The following is a 17,208-nucleotide window of genomic DNA, read 5'->3' on the forward strand; positions in this document are numbered from 1 at the left end:
CCGAGCCTGTCGGGCTCAGCCGTCGGTCGGTGTGACCGTCAGCAGGCCGGCGTTGATCTCACGCATGGCGATGGAGAGCGCCTTCTCCTGGTGACGGGCCTCGACCAGCGGGCCGACGTACTCGAGCAGCCCCTCGTTCAGCTGGGAGTAGTAGGCGTTGATCTGGCGGGCACGCTTGGCGGAGTAGATCACCAGGGCGTACTTGGAGTCCGCGGCGGCGAGCAGCTCATCGATCGGCGGGTCGGTGATGCCCTCGGGGTGGGCGACAGTTCCGGACATGTTCGCACTCCGTGTTCGGGTGGGCGGGCGGTGGGCACGAGATCTGTGGGCCGCTGGGCGGCGGGCGCCAGGGCACCTGGCCCCGGGCAACTTCACCATCCTACCGCCTCGTGAGCCCCATGACCTCGATGAGCTCGTCCGTGGCGCGGTGCACCTCGTCGTTGACGATCACGTGGTCGAACTCGGACTCGGCAGCCAGCTCGATCCGGGCCGTCGCAAGACGCCGGGCGCGCTCCTCGGCATCCTCCGTGCCGCGTCCGACCAGACGGCGCTCGAGCTCCTCCCAGCTGGGTGGCGCGAGGAACACGAACCGGGCGTCCGGCATGGCCGCCCGCACCTGGCGGGCGCCGGCCAGGTCGATCTCCAGCAGGGCGGGCCGGCCGGCGGCGAGCTGCTCCAGCACCGGGCCGCGCGGGGTCCCGTACCGGTTCCGGCCGTGCACGACCGCCCACTCGAGCAGCTCGCCGCGGGCGGCCATCGCGTCGAAGGCCGCGCCGTCGACGAAGTAGTAGTGCACGCCGTCGACCTCGCCGGGCCGTGGCGGCCGCGTCGTGGCCGAGACGGAGAGCCACACCTGCGGGTACCGCGCACGGACGTCCGCCGAGACCGTGCCCTTGCCGACCGCGGTGGGGCCGGCCAGCACGGTCAGCCGCGAGACCGCCACCGGGGCGAGGACGCCCGGTCGGGCGGGTCTGGACTCAGGGTTCTCGGGTGCTGACAAGGGTCCGTTCAGCCGAACCGCTCGACGAGCGCCTTGGCCTGGTGCGGGCCGAGCCCGCGCAGCCGGCGGGTCTCGGAGATCCCGATCTCGGCCATGATCGCGCGGGCCTTGATCTTCCCGACGCCCGGTAGCGACTCCAGCAGGGCGGAGACCTTGAGCTTGCCGATGACGTCGTCCGTGCGGCCCTGCTCGATGACCTCGGCCAGGGACCCCTGGGAGTACTTCAGGCGAGCCTTCACCTCAGCTCGGGCCTGGCGGGCTGCGGCAGCCTTGGCCAGGGCAGCGGAACGCTGTTCGGGTGTGAGCGGCGGTAGGGCCACGCGGGGTCACCTTCTTCGCGGAGGGGAAGTCACGGACGTGTCGAACCTAGCGAGCCGAGCGCCCTCTCGGCAACGCGGGACGAGAAGAGGCCCAGGTCAGCGCAGGGCCGAGGCGGCTTCGCGCACCGCAGCGAGGGCAGCGGTCCGCACCGCCGCACGGTCCGGCCCGGCCGCCAGGACGGCCCGCGAGGTCGCCGCGAGCACGCTGCGGCCGGCGCCGGCGAACGCCAGGGCGAGCTCGGCGGCTCCGGCGCCCTGAGCGCCCAGGCCGGGCGCGAGCAACGGCCCTCGGACAGCCGCGAGGTCGATCCCGAGTCGTGAGACGGCATCGCCGACAGTCGCCCCGACGACGAGACCGATCGAGCCCATCGGACCGCCGGTCCGGTCCAGCTCGGCGGCGTTGAGCTCGGCCGCAGCGAGCGCCATCGCCCGCGCGACAGGTGTCCCCGAGGGTCCGACGGCGTGCTGCACCGACGCACCCTGCGGGTTGGACGTCAGCGCGAGCACGAACAGGCCGCGACCCGCGCGCACCGCCGCCTCGACCGCCGGGGTCAACGACCCGAAGCCGAGGTAGGGGCTGACCGTGAGCGCGTCGCAGGCCAGCGGCGCGCCGTCCCGCAGGTAGGCGTCGGCGTAGCCCTCCATCGTCGAGCCGATGTCGCCGCGCTTGGCGTCCAGGACCGCCTGGGTGCCCCCGTCCGCCGCACGCACGGTCGCCAGGACCTCCTCGAGGACAGCGATCCCGGCCGATCCGTGCCGCTCGAAGAACGCGGACTGGGGCTTGAGCGCAGCGACCCGGCCGACGAGCGCGTCGACGACGGTCAGCGCGAACGTGCGCAGCCCGTCGGCGTCGTCGGTCAGGCCCCAGGCGGCCAGCAGCTCGGGGTGCGGGTCGATCCCGACGCACACCGGGCCGTAGTCGTCCATCGCTGCGGCGAGCCGGGCGCCGAAGGGTGCGGTCGGCGGGTTCATGCGCCGCTCCCGCGTGGTGCGGGTCGCAGCTCCAGGACGTGCTGCTGCAGGCTGCGGACGCGGAACGGCCCGGATCGCAGCGACTCGATGCCCTGCACGGCCGCGGCGAGCTGCTGGACGGTCGTGACGATCGCCTTGTCGGCCGAGACGGTCGCGGTGCGGATCTCGTAGCCGTCCGCGCGGGCGCCCTGGCCGGACGGGGTGTTGACGACCATGTCCACCTCACCCGCTGTGATCAGGTCGACGATCGTCGGCTCGCCGTTCGGCCCGCGACCGGCGGAGTGCTTGCGGACCACTGTCGAGGCGATCCCGTTGCGCCGCAGCACGGCCGCGGTGCCCTCGGTGGCGAGGATCTCGAACCCGAGCTCGCTCAGGCGCTTGACCGGGAACGTGATCGCTCGCTTGTCCCGGTCGGCGACCGAGATGAAGACCCGGCCGGACGTCGGCAGACCACCGAAGGCCGCTGCCTGCGACTTCGCGAACGCGGTCGGGAAGTCGACGTCGAAGCCCATCACCTCGCCCGTCGAGCGCATCTCCGGGCCGAGGACCGTGTCGACGACGGCACCCGTCGCCGTGCGGAACCGCTTGAAGGGCAGCACTGCCTCCTTGACCGCGATCGGGGCGTCCAGGCTCAGCGAGCCGCCGTCGCCGGTCGCGGGCAGCACGCCGTCGGCCCGGAGGCGGGCGATCGAGTGGCCGGCCATCAGCAGCGCGGCGGCCTTGGCCAGCGGGACACCCGTCGCCTTGGACACGAACGGCACGGTGCGCGAGGCGCGCGGGTTGGCCTCGAGCACGTACAGGACGTCCGAGACCAGCGCGAACTGGATGTTCAGCAGGCCACGGACGCCGACGCCCTTGGCGATCGCCTCGGTCGACACCCGGATCCGGTCCATCTCGGCGGTCGAGACGGTCACCGGCGGCAGCACGCAGGCCGAGTCACCCGAGTGGATCCCGGCTTCCTCGATGTGCTCCATGACGCCGCCGAGGTACAGCTCGGTCCCGTCGTACAGCGCATCGACGTCGAGCTCGATGGCGTCGTCGAGGAACCGGTCGATCAGCAGCGGCGGGATCTCGCCGCCCGCCCCCGCGTCGGTCGCCGTCCGCGCGCCGGCCAGGGCCCGTTCCACGTAGCCGGTCAGCTGGTCGTCCGAGTAGACGATCTCCATCCCTCGCCCGCCGAGCACGTACGAGGGCCGCACCAGGACGGGGTAACCGATCCGGCGGGCGACCTCGACGGCCTGCTCGAGGGTCCGTGCCGTGCCGAAAGCGGGTGCCGGCAGACCCGCCGCCATCAGGACGCGGCCGAACAGGCCACGGTCCTCTGCCGCGTCGATCGCTGCCGGAGACGTCCCGAGGATCGGCAGGCCGGCCGCCTCGAGCCGGTCGGCCAGGGCGAGCGGCGTCTGCCCGCCGAGCTGCACGATGATCCCGGCGACAGGTCCGACGGCGAGCTCGGCCTGGTAGACCTCCAGGACGTCCTCGAAGGTCAGCGGCTCGAAGTAGAGCCGGTCGGAGGTGTCGTAGTCGGTCGACACGGTCTCCGGGTTGCAGTTGATCATCACTGTCTCGTACTCGTCGCGCAGCGCGAGGGCGGCGTGCACGCACGAGTAGTCGAACTCGATGCCCTGCCCGATCCGGTTGGGACCCGAGCCGAGGATGATCACTGCCGGCCGGGTCCTCGGCTGGACCTCGGTCTCCTCGTCGTACGTCGAGTAGTGGTACGGGGTCGAGGCGGCGAACTCGGCCGCGCAGGTGTCGACTGTCTTGAACACCGGGCGCAGGCCCAGGGCGTGCCGCAGCTGGCGGACGGTCTCCTCGCCGATACCGCGCAACGAGGCGAGCTGGGCGTCCGACAGACCGTGCCGCTTGGCCCGCCGCAGCAGGTCCCGGCTGAGCTCGCCGGCCACCGCCACCTGCTCGGCGATGGCGTTGATGAGGACGATCTGGTCGAGGAACCACGGGTCGATGCCGGTCGCTGCGTACACGTCCTCGACGCTCGCCCCACCGTCCTGGCCGACCGATCGGAGCACCTGCTGCACGTCGATCAGGCGGTGCTCGGTCGGCACCGCGATGGTGGCCAGGAGCTCGGCGAGCCGCTCCCCCGCCGGCGTCGGACCCTGCCAGTGGAAGACCGATCGCGACGTGTCGAGGGATCGCATGGCCTTGCCCAGGGCCTCGGCGAAGTTCCGGCCGAGGGCCATCGCCTCGCCGACCGACTTCATGGTCGTGGTGAGGGTCGGGTCGGCGGCGGGGAACTTCTCGAAGGCGAAGCGAGGCACCTTGACCACGACGTAGTCGAGGGCCGGCTCGAACGAGGCAGGGGTCGAGCCGGTGATGTCGTTCGGGATCTCGTCGAGCGTGTAGCCGATCGCGAGCCGTGCGGCGATCTTCGCGATCGGGAAGCCGGTGGCCTTCGACGCCAGGGCGCTCGACCGCGACACCCGGGGGTTCATCTCGATCACCACGACGCGCCCGGTCTCGGGGTGCACCGCGAACTGGATGTTGCAGCCACCGGTGTCGACGCCGACCTCGCGGATCACCTTGATCCCGATGTCGCGCAGGTTCTGGTACTCGCGGTCGGTCAGGGTCAGCGCCGGTGCGACGGTGACCGAGTCGCCGGTGTGCACGCCGACCGGGTCGACGTTCTCGATCGAGCAGACCACCACGACGTTGTCGACGTTGTCGCGCATGAGCTCGAGCTCGTACTCCTTCCAGCCGAGGATGGACTCCTCGAGGAGCACCTCGGTGGTCGGCGAGTAGTGCAGGCCGGCGCCCGCGATGCGCCGCAGCTGCGTCTCGTCGAAGGCGATCCCCGAGCCGAGGCCGCCCATCGTGAAGGACGGCCGGACGACGACCGGGTAGCCCAGGTCACCGGCGGCGCCCAGCACCTCGTCCATCGTGTGCGCGATGAGGCTGCGGGCGCTCGAGGCACCGCACCGCTCGACGACCTCCTTGAACTGCTGGCGGTCCTCGGCCAGGTGGATCGACGCCACGTTGACGCCGATCATCTCGACGCCGTAGCGCTCGAGCACGCCGGCAGCGTCCAGCGCGATGGCCGCGTTGAGCGCGGTCTGACCGCCGAGCGTCGGCAGGAGGGCGTCGGGTCGTTCGGCCGCGATGATCGCCTCGATCACCTCGGGCGTGATCGGCTCGATGTACGTGGCGTCGGCGAACTCCGGGTCGGTCATGATCGTCGCCGGGTTGGAGTTGACCAGGATCACCCGGATGCCCTCGTCGCGCAGCACGCGGCAGGCCTGGGTCCCGGAGTAGTCGAACTCGGCGGCCTGGCCGATGACGATCGGCCCGGAACCGATGACCAGGACGCTCGTGATGTCAGTGCGACGGGGCATCGTTCGGGCTCTCCTGGGTGGCGGGTGCGTCGACGGTGGTCCGGGCGGGGCGACCGGTGACCGAACCTGTGGTCATGAGGTCGACGAAGCGGTCGAACAGATAGCTCGCGTCGTGCGGGCCGGCAGCCGCCTCGGGGTGGTACTGGACCGAGAAGGCCGGCAGGTCGAGGCACTCGAGACCTTCGACGACGTCGTCGTTCAGCGCGATGTGGGACACCACGACCCGGCCGTACCGGCCGCCGTCGTGCGGTGCGACGGACTCCGCGTCGATCGGTGCCTCCACGGCGAAGCCGTGGTTGTGCGCGGTGATCTCGACCTTGCGGGTCCGCCGGTCCATCACCGGCTGGTTGACCCCTCGATGCCCGTAGGTGAGCTTGTAGGTGCCGTAGCCGAGCGCACGTCCGAGGAGCTGGTTGCCGTAGCAGATCCCGAAGAACGGGATCTTGCGGTCGAGGACGGCGCGCAGGAGCTCGACCTCGTGCACCGCCGCCGCCGGGTCGCCCGGGCCGTTGGAGAAGAACACGCCGTCCGGCGCGAGCGCGAGCACGTCCTGCATCGTGGCCGTCGAGGGCAGGACGTGCGTCCGCACGCCGCGCTCGGCGAGCCGCTGCGGCGTCATCGACTTGATCCCCAGGTCGATCGCGACGACCGTCGCGACCGGTTCGGCCGGGCTCACCGGCCCACGGACCGGCTCGACCGTGTACGGCTCCCGGACCGAGACCTCGCCCGCGAGGTCCGCACCGGTCATCGACGGGGCCGCGGCGACCTCGTCCAGCAGGTCCTGGTCGGCCCGACGGCGCCCGGTGGCGTCGACGAGCGCCTCGCCGGAGAAGATCCCGGCCCGCATGACGCCCCGCTCGCGCAGGTGCCGGGTCAGTGCCCGGGTGTCGATGTCGCTGATCCCGACGATGCCGTCGGCGAGGAGGCCGTCGGTGAGGCTCCGCGTCGACCGCCAGCTGGACGGGCGGATCGCAGGGTCGCGCACGACGAAGCCGGCGACCCAGATCCGGCCGGACTCGGGGTCCTCGTCGTTGATGCCGGTGTTGCCGATGTGCGGCGCGGTCATCACGACGATCTGACGGTGGTACGACGGGTCGGTCAGGGTCTCCTGGTACCCCGTCATGCCGGTGTTGAAGACGATCTCGCCGACCGTGCGGCCGGTCGCGCCGTAGGCCAGCCCGGTGAAGGTCCGGCCGTCCTCCAGGACCAGGACGGCAGTCCGGTCACTCATGCGTGCTCCTCGCTCGTGGGGTCGGACGTGCGGGACGGCGTCGTGGCCGAGGCCGGCACCAGCAGGCCGCGCACCGCCTCGGTCAGCACCTCGCGGTCCGCGGCGTGCCGGGTCCGCAGCCCGGTGTCGAGGCCCTGGTCGCCGACGGTCCAGCCGATCACGACGAGACCGTCCCGCCCGACCACCTTGCCGGCCATCCCGGGCGCCCTGCCGACCGCGCGCAGGTCGGTCGCCGGGATGAAGACGTCGGTCGCCCCGGTGCGCGCGATCACGACGCCGGCGTCGTGCACGGTGACGACCGCCGCGGACCGGACCCCGAGATCGTGCGCGACGACGCGCTCGAGCCAGTCGCCGGTCGTCGTGGTCACGACGTAGGTCGCCTCGACGGGTGTGCAACGAGCATCGCCGAGCCCCTCGGCGTCCGGTGCCTGAGGGATCGCGGCGAGCAGCGCGGACGAGCGGGCAGCGCGCCCGCGCCACCCGACCCGCATCGCCAGGAGCGCCAGCAGGAACAGCACCGCCAGCGCGATGACGCCCAGCGTGGTGCGGGTCACCAGGTGCTGCTCTGCTCGGCGTCGGCAGACCTGGCGGCCCGGTGCTCGACGGCCACGCCGCCCAGGACCGTCGCACGGCCACGCAGGAAGGTGGCGACGACGCGTCCGGACAGCTCGCGGCCGCCGTACGGGGTGTTGCGGCTCGCGCTGGCGCCGACCGCGGGGTCGACCGTCCACCGTGCCGCCGGGTCGACGAGGGTGACGTTGGCCGGCTCCCCCACGGCGAGCGGACGGCCCTGGGCGTGCGGTCCGCTGTCCACCCGCCCGATCTGCGCCGGGGTGGTCGACAGGACCCGGGCCACGTCGGCCCAGTCCATCCGGCCGGTGTCGACCATGGTCGTCTGGACGATCGACAGCGCGGTCTCCAGACCGGTCATGCCGAACGCCGCGGCGGCCCACTCGCAGTCCTTGTCCTCGCGGGTGTGCGGGGCGTGGTCCGTCGCGACGATGTCGATCGTCCCGTCGGCGAGCCCGGCGCGGACCGCCTCGACGTCGGCCGCGGTGCGCAACGGGGGGTTGACCTTGTAGAGCGGGTCATAGGTGCGGGCGAGGTCGTCGGTCAGCGCGAGGTGGTGCGGGGTGACCTCGGCGGTCACCGCGATGCCGCGTGCCTTGGCCCACCGGATGATCTCCACCGACCCGGCGGTGGACAGGTGGCAGACGTGCAGCCGCGAGCCGACGTGGTCGGCCAGCAGCACGTCGCGCGCGATGATCGCCTCCTCCGCCACGGCCGGCCACCCGGCCAGCCCGACCTCGGCCGAGACGACACCCTCGTGCATCTGGGCGCCCTGGGTCAGTCGTGGCTCCTGGGCGTGCTGGGCGATCACGCCGTCGAAGGCCTTGACGTACTCGAGCGCACGACGCATCAGGACCGGGTCGTGCACGCACCTGCCGTCGTCGGAGAAGACCCGGACCCGGGCCGCGGAGTGCGCCATGGCGCCCAGCTCGGCGAGCTGCTCCCCGGCGAGGCCGAGGCTGACGGCCCCGACCGGGTGGACGTCGACCCAGCCCGCGTCGCGGCCGAGCCGCCAGACCTGCTCGACGACGCCTGCGGTGTCCGCGACCGGTGAGGTGTTCGCCATCGCGTGCACGGCGGTGAAGCCGCCGAGGGCCGCGGCACGCGTCCCGGTGAAGACCGTCTCGGCGTCCTCCCTGCCGGGTTCGCGCAGGTGGGTGTGCAGGTCGACGAGACCCGGCAGCGCGACCAGGCCGGTGCCGTCGATCGTCACCACGCCGGCCGCGCCGTGGCGTGCTCCGGCCTCGGCCCCGATCGCTGCGATCCGTCCGTCGGCGAGCAGCAGGTCGGTCGGTTCACCGCCCAGGGGTGCGACGCCGCGCAGGAGGTACTCGGGTGCCGCGCTCATTCCGACGTCTCCTTCTCCTTGGCCAGCAACAGGTAGAGCACGGCCATCCGCACCGCGACGCCGTTGGACACCTGCTCGAGGATCACGGCCCGGACCGAGTCGGCCGCATCGGCGGAGATCTCCAGCCCGCGGTTCATCGGACCCGGGTGCAGCACGATGGCGTGGTCGGGCAGCATCGCCATCCGCCGGCTGTCCAGGCCGAACGCCCTGGTGTACTCCAGCGGGCTCGGGAAGAAGCCGGGCACCCCGCGGCCGCCCGGTCCGTCGCCGCCCATCCTCTCGCGCTGGACGCGGAGCATCATGATCGCGTCCGGCTGCTGGTCGGTGATCAGCTCGTCGAGGTGGTACGAGGTGGTGCACGGCCAGGCCTCGGCGCCCACCGGCACCAAGGTCGGTGGTGCGACGAGCGTGACCCGTGCGCCGAGGGTGTGCAGCATCTGCACGTTGGACCGGGCGACGCGCGAGTGCAGGACGTCGCCGACGATCGCCACGTGCAGGCCGGCGAGGTCGTTGCCGACCCCGTCCGGGTTGTCTCCCGTGCCGGTCAGGTGCCGCCGGATCGTGTACGCGTCCAGCAGCGACTGGGTGGGGTGCTGGTGGGTTCCGTCGCCGGCGTTGACCACCGAGGTGCTGACCCAGCCGGAGTGCGCGAGCCGGTGCGGCGCGCCGGAGGCGGGGTGCCGGATCACGACGGCGTCGGCGCCCATCGCCTGCAACGTCTGGGCGGTGTCCTTGAGCGACTCGCCCTTGGAGACGCTCGACCCCTTCGCGCTGAAGTTGATCACGTCGGCGGAGAGCCGTTTGGCCGCCGTCTCGAACGAGATCCGGGTGCGGGTGGAGTCCTCGAAGAACAGGTTCACCACCGTCTTGCCGCGCAGGGTGGGCAGCTTCTTGATCTCCCGGCTCTGGGTCGCGGCCATCTGCGCGGCCGTGTCGAGCACGTGGATCGTCGCGTCGTGGTCGAGGTCGGCGGCACTGAGCAGGTGTCTCATCGGACGCCCCCGTCGATCCGGACCGAGTCCACGCCGTCGGTCTCGACCAGACGCACCCGCACCTTCTCGACCAGCGAGGTCGGCAGGTTCTTGCCGACGTAGTCCGCCCGGATGGGCAGCTCGCGGTGGCCGCGGTCGACGAGGACGGCGAGCTGGACCGTGCGTGGCCGGCCGATGTCGTTGAGGGCGTCGAGGGCCGCGCGGATCGTCCGGCCCGAGAAGAGCACGTCGTCGACCAGCACGACGACCTTGTCGTCGATGCCGTCCTCGGGGACCTGGGTCGCGCCGATCGTGCGTGTGGGGTGCCGGTGCAGGTCGTCGCGGTACATGGTGACGTCCAGCGAGCCGGCGATGGTTGCCGCGTCCAGGTACGGCTCGACGTCGGCGATCTTGGCGGCGAGGCGGCGGGCCAGCGGCAGCCCCCTGGTGGGGATGCCGAGCAGGACGAGCTCGGCGCCGCCGTGGTTCCGCTCGAGGATCTCGTGCGCGATGCGGGTCAGCGCGCGGGAGATCTCGGGTGGGCCGAGGACCTCGGAACCGGAGTCGTCGGGGGCGGGACCGCCGTGAGCGGTCGGACCGGAGGGAAGATCATGACTGGCGGGCACAGCGGGGCCAGAGGACATCTGGCGACCTCCTTCCCCGCCTCTCTGGACGGGTCTTAAAGGATGTCTGACGGTCCGGATCCTACTGCACCGACGGTGCACCGCGCGGATCGGCCCACCGTCGGTGCGGGTGTGACAAGACAGCGCGGCGTCGGGCCGAGAGCATGGGTCCATGGACCACCCCGTCACATCCCTGGCAGACGCCGCGACGGCGCTCGCGCAGCACTGGATCGACGCGACGGCGGCAGGTGAGACCGAGCACGAGCGGCGCACGACCGGCCGGCTGGCTGCCCTGGTCTCGGACCCTGCGGGCCTCGAGCTCGCCGTGCGGTTCGTCGACCGCGTCGCCCGGCCGCAGGACGTCGACGTCGCGGCCCGCGAGCTCGCGGGCCTGGCCCCCTACACCGATGCGGCGGGTGGCTTCCTGGGGCCGGTGGACCGCGTGCTGCTCGGCCTCGGGACGGTGCTCGCCCCGGTGCTGCCCGCCCTGGTGGTGCCGGCTGCGCGCTTCCGGCTGCGTCAGCTCGTCGGCCACCTGGTCGCCGACGCGGGTCCCGGCCTGGCGGGGCACATCGCCCGGGCCCGGGCGGACGGCTTCCGGCTGAACCTCAACCTGCTCGGCGAGGCAGTGCTCGGTGCGGCCGAGGCAGCCGGTCGGTTGGCCCGGGTCACGGCTCTCGTGGCGCGGCCGGACGTCGACTACGTCTCGGTCAAGGTCTCGTCGGTCGCGAGCCAGCTGTCCACCTGGGACATCGCGGGCAGCCGGGATCGGGTGGTCGCCACCCTGCTGCCGCTCTACCGGACGGCGCGGGACCGGGGCACCTTCCTCAACCTCGACATGGAGGAGTACCGCGACCTGGCCCTGACCACCCAGGTCTTCGAGCGCCTGCTGGTCGAGCCCGAGCTGCACGACCTCGAGCTGGGCATCGTGCTGCAGGCCTACCTGCCGGACGCCCTCGGGGCGTTCGAGGCGATCACGGCGATGGCTGCGCACCGGGTGGCACGGGGTGGTGCGCGGGCCAAGGTCCGGCTGGTCAAGGGCGCCAACCTGGCCATGGAGCAGGTCGAGGGGGTGCTGCACGGCTGGGAGCAGGCGCCCTACCCGACGAAGGCGGAGGTGGACGCCAGCTACGTCCGCCTGGTCGACCGTGCGCTGCGACCCGGGTCCACCGCCCACCTCCGGGTCGGCGTCGCGAGCCACAACCTGTTCGACGTCGCGCTGGCCCACCTCCTGGCGCAGGACCGCGGCGTCGGCGAGGCCCTGGACATCGAGATGCTGCAGGGCATGGCCCCGGCTCAGGCCCGGGCCGTGCGGGACGACGTCGGGCGGGTCCTGCTGTACACGCCGGTGGTCGCGCGCTCCGACTTCGACGTCGCGATCGCGTACCTGATCCGCAGGCTCGAGGAGAACGCCGCGGCGGAGAACTTCCTGCACGACCTCTTCGCCGCAGGTGGCTCGGGCGGCTCGGGTGGCCTCGACGGCCAGCGCAAGGCCTTCATCGCCTCGCTGCACGACGCGGAGGTGGTCGCGACGGCACCGCGGCGACGAGCACGGCCGGTGGTCGACCTGGCCGACCGGGAAGACGTGACCGACCGGGTCGGGCCGGCGGGGGCCGGGCACCGGTTCCGGAACGCGACCGACACCGACCCGGCCGTGGCCGCATCGCGCCGCTGGGCCATCGACCTGCTGACCAGGGACGTCCCGGCACCACCCGCCGTGGTCGTCGACTCGGTCCAGGACGTCGACGCCGCTGTCGCACGGGCCACCGCCGTGGCGGACCGGTGGGCCGCCACGGCCCCGCACGAGCGTGGCGAGGTCCTCCGGCGCGCCGCGGTCCACCTCGAGCGGGCTCGCGGCGACCTCGTCGCGACGATGGTCCACGAGGCAGGCAAGACGATCGCCGAGGCCGACCCCGAGGTCAGCGAGGCGGTCGACTTCGCCCGGTACTACGCCGATCAGGCCGAGCTCCTGGCCGACGGCGCCGTTCCGGGTGCCCGGTTCCGGCCGCACGGCCTGACGGTGGTCACGCCGCCGTGGAACTTCCCGGTGGCGATCCCCGTCGGCTCGGTGCTCGCGGCGCTGGCCGCCGGTTCGCCGGTGCTGGTCAAGCCCGCTCACCTGGTCCCCCGGTGCACCCAGGTGGCGATGGCCGCCGTGCACCGCGCGATGGACGACGTCGGCGTCCCGCGTGACGTGCTGCAGGTGGTGATCGCCACCGAGCGCGCCGCCGGCCGCCGACTCGTGTCCCACCCGGCGGTCGCGCGCGTCGTGCTGACCGGCTCGATCGAGACCGCGCAGCTCTTCGCCTCGTGGCGTGCGGACCTCGAGGTGGTCGCCGAGACCTCCGGGAAGAACGCCCTGGTCGTCACGCCGTCGGCCGACGTCGACCTGGCCGTGGCGGACGTCGTGCGGTCGGCCTTCGGGCATGCGGGTCAGAAGTGCTCGGCCGCGTCCCTGCTCATCCTGGTCGGGTCGGCCGGCCGGTCCACCCGGCTGCGCCGCCAGCTCGCGGACGCGGTGAGCTCGCTCGCCGTCGGGCCGGCCACGGACCTGTCGACGACCATGGGACCGCTGACCGAGCCCGCCGCCGGCAAGCTGCTGCGCGCCCTGACGACTCTGGACCCTGGTGAGCACTGGCTCGTACGTCCCCGGCAGCTCGACGCGCACGGGTACCAGTGGTCGCCGGGGGTCAAGCACGGGGTGGCGGCCGGCTCCTTCCTCCACACCACCGAGTGCTTCGGTCCGGTCCTGGGCGTCATGCGGACCGAGACGCTCGAGCAGGCGATCGCGTTGCAGAACGCCGTGGCCTTCGGGCTCACCGGTGGGCTGCACTCCCTCGACGAGGCGGAGATCGCGACGTGGCTGGAGACCGTCGAGGTCGGCAACGCCTACGTCAACCGCCACATCACCGGTGCGATCGTGGGCCGGCAGCCGTTCGGCGGCTGGAAGGCCTCGGTGGTCGGTCCGGGGGCCAAGGCGGGCGGCCCGAACTACGTCGCCCAGCTGGGCGAGTGGTCCGACGCACCCGAGGTCCCGCAGGACGACGTCGGCTGGCTCGCCTGGGCGACGGCGGACGACGAGCGGTGCTGGTCCGGTGACCTGGGTGTCGAGCACGAGCTCGCCGGACTCGGTGTCGAGGCCAACGTGTTGCGCTACCGCCCGGTCCCGCTGCTGACGGTGCGGGTGGGCACGGACGCGCGTGACCGTGAGGTCACCCGGGTGCTGGCGGCGGCCGAGCGCGCCGGTGTCCCGGTGACCGTCAGCTCGGCGCGGGTCGAGACCGACGACGTCTTCGCTGCGCGGGTCCGCAGCGGCGACGTGACCGGCCGGATCCGGCTGATCGGCTCGGCCGACGGTCTGACGGCGGCGGCGCGGACCCGCACCGGCGAGGTCACCGTGATCGACGGACCGGTGCTCGCCGCCGGGCGACGCGAGCTGCTCACGGTCCTGCGCGAGCAGGCCATCAGCCGCACCGTGCACCGTCTGGGTCACGTCAGCCCGGGCGAACCAGACACGAACGGGTGAAGAAGATCAGCCGAATGCGCGGCGAGTCGCGCTCAAGGCACCAGGTGCCGGAACCGATACTTCCCCTGTGCCCGCATCTGTCCTGTCGTGGCCGACCGTCATCCAGTGCGTCGTCGCGGGTGTCGTCATCGGCATGTCGCTGCTGCATGCGAGCTGGATCCGCGGGAGCAGCCGCAGGTCAGAGGCCCGATGGACGCTCGCCCTGTCGCTGAGTCTCGCGGTCGTCACGCTGGTGAACGGACTGCTCGGGGTCGTGCCGGCAGAGGCGACCGAGACCCTTCTCCTGCTGCGCTTCTGCGCGATCGGCGCCAGCCTCGTCCTGTGCCTGCCTGCCGTCCGGGCCTACACCGGTGGCTCGGACGTCCGGGTGCTCGCCGCGGTGCTCGCCGGCTGGTACGGCGTGGGCGTCGCCCTGTGGCTGACCACCGACCTCGTGCACGCCCACCGCCTCGAGGCCGGGCTGCCGGTGTCCGGTCCGCTGACCGCAGCGGTCGTGCTCGTCCCGGTGGTCGTCGTCGGGCTGTACCTGCTGCACGCCGTCCGCGGCCTGACCGTGACGCCGTCGGGCGGCGTCCTGATCGTCACGAGCTTCTTCTCGATCGCGCTCCTGATCGCCTCGACCATGCCGCCCCCGACCGAGCTCACCGAGCTGCTGCGTGGCGCATGGGTGATCCCGCTGGTGATCGGCCTGCAGGTGGTCGCGACGGCCCGGCTGACGGCCGTCCGGCGCGAGGCCCTGCAGGGCAGCGTCATGCGCGACTCCCTGGCGGCAGTCACCAACGCGGCGTGGCTGCTGCGTACGCCCGACCAGGTCCTGGTCCGCGCGCGTGACGAGGCGCGCACGCTCCTCGGCGACCCGTCGATCGAGGGCAGCCTGCGGCCGCTGGCCCGGGACAGGTTCGTCACCGAGTTCTTCTCCACCGAGGGCCGCCCGACCGACACCGTCGGGCAGACGTTCCTGCGGGACCTGGCCCGGGTGGTGTCGAGCGCTGCCGAGCGGAACGCCCTCACCACACGACTGCGCAGCGCCGCGTTCACCGACTCCCTGACCGGCCTGCACAACCGGCACTCGCTCGACCGCAAGGTCACCGAGGCGCTGGAGAAGGCGAACGTCGAGCGCACGCGGGTCGCGGTCCTCTTCTGCGACCTGGACGGCTTCAAGCACGCCAACGACCGGCACGGGCACGACTGGGGCGACAGCCTGCTGATCCTGGTCGCCGAGCACCTGCGGCGCACGGCCGGGTCCGACGCGATCCTCGCGCGGCACGGTGGTGACGAGTTCGTCGTGCTGCTCGAGCGCGCCGGGCCGGACGCCGAGCTCCGTGTGCTGGCGCAGCGCCTGCGGGACGAGTTCGAGCCGCCCGGGCGCGACGTCGCGCCGACCAGGCTCACCGTCGGCATCGCGTCGTGGCGACCCGGGGACATCGTCGACCCCAGCGCGCTGCTGCGCGAGGCCGACCTGGCGATGCTCGAGGGCAAGCGTTCGCACGCGGGCGTCGCCCTGTACGACACCAAGCTGCGGGCCCGGATGAAGGCGCAGTCCGCCGTGCGCCAGGACCTGGAGCGGGGCATCGCGTGCGGTGAGATCGTCGCGCACTTCCAGCCCCTGACCGACACCGCCACCCTCGAGGTGGTCGGGCTGGAGGTCCTGGCCCGATGGCGGCGTGACGGCCGGCTGCGGCACCCGGCCGAGTGGCTGCCGCTGGCCGAGGAGACCGGGCTGATCGTCGAGATCGGCAGGCAGATGTTCGTCGCCGCGCGCGCCGGCTCGGAGAAGTTCGACCTGCCGGTCGCGGTCAACGTCGCGGCGCGTCAGCTCGACGAGCGCGACTTCGTCCAGCAGGTCGAGCGGTCCTGGGGAACCGACGGCTGGGACCGCCTCACGATCGAGGTGACCGAGAGCGCCCTGCTGTACGACGCAGCGCACGTGCGCGCGTCGTTGGCGACCCTCGTGGAACGGGGCGTGCGGATCGCCCTCGACGACTTCGGCACCGGGTACAACTCGCTGTCCCGGCTCGGCGAGCTCCCGCTGCACATCCTGAAGATCGACCGCACCTTCGTCCGGGACATCACCACGCCGGAGGGTGCGGCGGTGCTCCGTGCGATCCTCGCGCTGGCCGCAGCACACGGTCTGGACGTGGTGGCGGAGGGCGTCGAGCGGGCCGCCGAGCTGACCGCCCTGATGGATCTCGGTGTCGAGATGGTCCAGGGCCACATGCTCGGCCGGCCGTCACCGACGGTGCCGATCCGCGGCCGCCGCCCACTGAGCAGGACGGTCCCCGCGCAGGGTCCTCGGGAGATCAGCCCAGCAGCGTCGGTTTGAGCTCGACCAGTCGGCCGAGCAACCCGTTGACGAAGGTCGGGGACTCGTCGGTGGACAGCGCCCTGGCGAGCTCGACGGCCTCGTCGACCGCGACCGCATCCGGCACGTCGTCGTTGAACAGGATCTCCCACGCGCCCAGACGGAGCACCGCGCGGTCGACCGCAGGCATCCGCTCGAGGGTCCAGCCGTGCGAGTAGGTCGAGATCAGCTCGTCGATCCGGTCGCGGTGCGCCAGGACGCCCTCGACGAGCTCGACCGAGTACTGCGGCAGCGCGGCCTGGGTGCCGGGCTGGGCGATCCGGTCCGCGAGCACGTTCAGCGCGGCGAGCCCACGCTGGTCCGCCTCGAACAGGACGTCCAGCGCGCGCTTCCGGGCCTTGCTGCGGGCTCCCACCGGGTCAGTCGTTCACTCGGCCGAGGTACGAGCCGTCGCGGGTGTCGACCTTGATCCGGGTACCGACCTCGAGGAAGAGCGGGACCTGGATCTCAGCCCCGGTCTCGACCGTCGCGGGCTTCGTGCCACCGGTCGAGCGGTCGCCCTGCAGACCGGGCTCGGTGTAGGTGATCTCCAGGACCACCGAGGGTGGCAGCTCGACGTACAGCGGGCTGCCCTCGTGCGTCGCGACCATCGCCTGCTGGTTCTCCAGCAGGAAGCTCGCGGAGTCGCCGACGGTGACGTCGGGGACGTAGAGCTGGTCGTACGTGGACGAGTCCATGAACACGTAGTCCGTGCCGTCCTTGTACAGGTACTGCATGTCGCGCTTGTCGACGGTGGCCGTCTCGACCTTGAGGCCGGCGTTGAAGGTCTTGTCGACGACCTTCCCGGACAGGACGTTCTTGAGCTTGGTCCGGACGAACGCACCGCCCTTGCCCGGCTTGACGTGCTGGAACTCGACGACGGTCCAGAGCTGGCCGTCGATCTTGAGGACGATGCCGTTCTTCAGGTCATTGGTCGTGGCCACAGTGGATCTTCC

The 17,208-nt window shown here is 72.4% G+C and carries 14 protein-coding genes; 2 read left to right on the top strand and 12 right to left on the bottom strand.

What is annotated here, in order from left to right; genetic code table 11:
* Window positions 1-15: 15 nt before the first annotated feature.
* From rpoZ to pyrR, 10 genes are all read right to left on the bottom strand, one after another.
* A complete protein-coding gene (gene rpoZ / locus K415_RS0116740; protein ID WP_024288191.1) occupies window positions 16-279 on the bottom strand; it encodes a DNA-directed RNA polymerase subunit omega in 264 nt (87 codons plus the stop codon).
* 100 nt (window positions 280-379) lie between these two features.
* The gene (gene gmk / locus K415_RS0116745; RefSeq protein WP_024288192.1) at window positions 380-943 is read right to left on the bottom strand and encodes a guanylate kinase; all 564 of its coding nucleotides are present in this window, start codon (window positions 941-943) and stop codon (window positions 380-382) included.
* 65 nt (window positions 944-1,008) lie between these two features.
* Entirely contained in the window at window positions 1,009-1,320 is a 312-nt protein-coding gene (gene mihF, locus K415_RS0116750) for an integration host factor, actinobacterial type (protein WP_024288193.1), read from the bottom strand.
* A gap of 96 nt (window positions 1,321-1,416) precedes the next feature.
* Window positions 1,417-2,292 carry an orotidine-5'-phosphate decarboxylase gene (gene pyrF / locus K415_RS0116755; protein ID WP_024288194.1) on the bottom strand — a complete coding sequence of 292 codons (876 nt, stop codon included), beginning with the start codon at window positions 2,290-2,292 and terminating at the stop codon, window positions 1,417-1,419.
* On the bottom strand, window positions 2,289-5,642 hold the full coding sequence (carB, locus tag K415_RS0116760) for a carbamoyl-phosphate synthase large subunit (RefSeq protein ID WP_024288195.1): 3,354 nt from the start codon (window positions 5,640-5,642) through the stop codon (window positions 2,289-2,291). Before carB ends, pyrF begins: the two co-directional genes overlap by 4 nt.
* A complete protein-coding gene (carA, locus tag K415_RS0116765) occupies window positions 5,626-6,873 on the bottom strand; it encodes a glutamine-hydrolyzing carbamoyl-phosphate synthase small subunit (RefSeq protein WP_024288196.1) in 1,248 nt (415 codons plus the stop codon). The genes carB and carA overlap by 17 nt, the downstream gene beginning before the upstream one ends.
* The gene (locus tag K415_RS0116770) at window positions 6,870-7,427 is read right to left on the bottom strand and encodes a hypothetical protein (RefSeq protein WP_024288197.1); all 558 of its coding nucleotides are present in this window, start codon (window positions 7,425-7,427) and stop codon (window positions 6,870-6,872) included. The genes carA and K415_RS0116770 overlap by 4 nt, the downstream gene beginning before the upstream one ends.
* Complete coding sequence (locus K415_RS0116775; protein ID WP_024288198.1) at window positions 7,424-8,791, bottom strand: dihydroorotase; 1,368 nt, start codon at window positions 8,789-8,791, stop codon at window positions 7,424-7,426. The genes K415_RS0116770 and K415_RS0116775 overlap by 4 nt, the downstream gene beginning before the upstream one ends.
* Window positions 8,788-9,783 (bottom strand): aspartate carbamoyltransferase catalytic subunit, encoded by a 996-nt coding sequence (locus tag K415_RS0116780; protein WP_024288199.1) that lies wholly within the window; start codon window positions 9,781-9,783, stop codon window positions 8,788-8,790. Before K415_RS0116780 ends, K415_RS0116775 begins: the two co-directional genes overlap by 4 nt.
* Window positions 9,780-10,406, bottom strand: coding sequence for a bifunctional pyr operon transcriptional regulator/uracil phosphoribosyltransferase PyrR (pyrR, locus tag K415_RS0116785; RefSeq protein WP_024288200.1), 627 nt, complete (start codon window positions 10,404-10,406; stop codon window positions 9,780-9,782). The genes K415_RS0116780 and pyrR overlap by 4 nt, the downstream gene beginning before the upstream one ends.
* Window positions 10,407-10,557: 151 nt before the next feature.
* Here pyrR and K415_RS0116790 point away from each other — a divergent pair, with 151 nt between their 5' ends.
* Together K415_RS0116790 and K415_RS0116795 are read left to right on the top strand one after the other, a co-directional pair.
* Window positions 10,558-13,911 carry a bifunctional proline dehydrogenase/L-glutamate gamma-semialdehyde dehydrogenase gene (locus K415_RS0116790; protein WP_024288201.1) on the top strand — a complete coding sequence of 1,118 codons (3,354 nt, stop codon included), beginning with the start codon at window positions 10,558-10,560 and terminating at the stop codon, window positions 13,909-13,911.
* Window positions 13,912-13,978: 67 nt separating this feature from the next.
* Window positions 13,979-16,234, top strand: a complete 2,256-nt coding sequence (locus tag K415_RS0116795) for a bifunctional diguanylate cyclase/phosphodiesterase (protein WP_024288202.1) — start codon at window positions 13,979-13,981, stop codon at window positions 16,232-16,234.
* Here the strand turns inward: K415_RS0116795 and nusB are convergent.
* Both nusB and efp read right to left on the bottom strand, forming a co-directional pair.
* Entirely contained in the window at window positions 16,212-16,628 is a 417-nt protein-coding gene (nusB, locus tag K415_RS0116800; RefSeq protein ID WP_024288203.1) for a transcription antitermination factor NusB, read from the bottom strand. The genes K415_RS0116795 and nusB overlap by 23 nt on opposite strands.
* Window positions 16,629-16,632: 4 nt before the next feature.
* Complete coding sequence (efp, locus tag K415_RS0116805) at window positions 16,633-17,196, bottom strand: elongation factor P (RefSeq protein ID WP_024288204.1); 564 nt, start codon at window positions 17,194-17,196, stop codon at window positions 16,633-16,635.
* Window positions 17,197-17,208: the final 12 nt, after the last annotated feature.

The organism is Cellulomonas sp. KRMCY2 (genome assembly GCF_000526515.1).
GTDB lineage: Bacteria > Actinomycetota > Actinomycetes > Actinomycetales > Cellulomonadaceae > Actinotalea.

Excerpts from the sequence above, each read along its gene's own strand:
- rpoZ (WP_024288191.1), bottom strand. The coding sequence starts at position 279 with ATGTCCGGAACTGTCGCCCACCCCGAGGGCATCACCGACCCGCCGATC.
- pyrF (WP_024288194.1), bottom strand. The coding sequence starts at position 2,292 with ATGAACCCGCCGACCGCACCCTTCGGCGCCCGGCTCGCCGCAGCGATG.
- carB (WP_024288195.1), bottom strand. The coding sequence starts at position 5,642 with ATGCCCCGTCGCACTGACATCACGAGCGTCCTGGTCATCGGTTCCGGG.
- carA (WP_024288196.1), bottom strand. The coding sequence starts at position 6,873 with ATGAGTGACCGGACTGCCGTCCTGGTCCTGGAGGACGGCCGGACCTTC.
- K415_RS0116775 (WP_024288198.1), bottom strand. The coding sequence starts at position 8,791 with ATGAGCGCGGCACCCGAGTACCTCCTGCGCGGCGTCGCACCCCTGGGC.
- K415_RS0116780 (WP_024288199.1), bottom strand. The coding sequence starts at position 9,783 with ATGAGACACCTGCTCAGTGCCGCCGACCTCGACCACGACGCGACGATC.
- pyrR (WP_024288200.1), bottom strand. The coding sequence starts at position 10,406 with ATGTCCTCTGGCCCCGCTGTGCCCGCCAGTCATGATCTTCCCTCCGGT.
- K415_RS0116790 (WP_024288201.1), top strand. The coding sequence starts at position 10,558 with ATGGACCACCCCGTCACATCCCTGGCAGACGCCGCGACGGCGCTCGCG.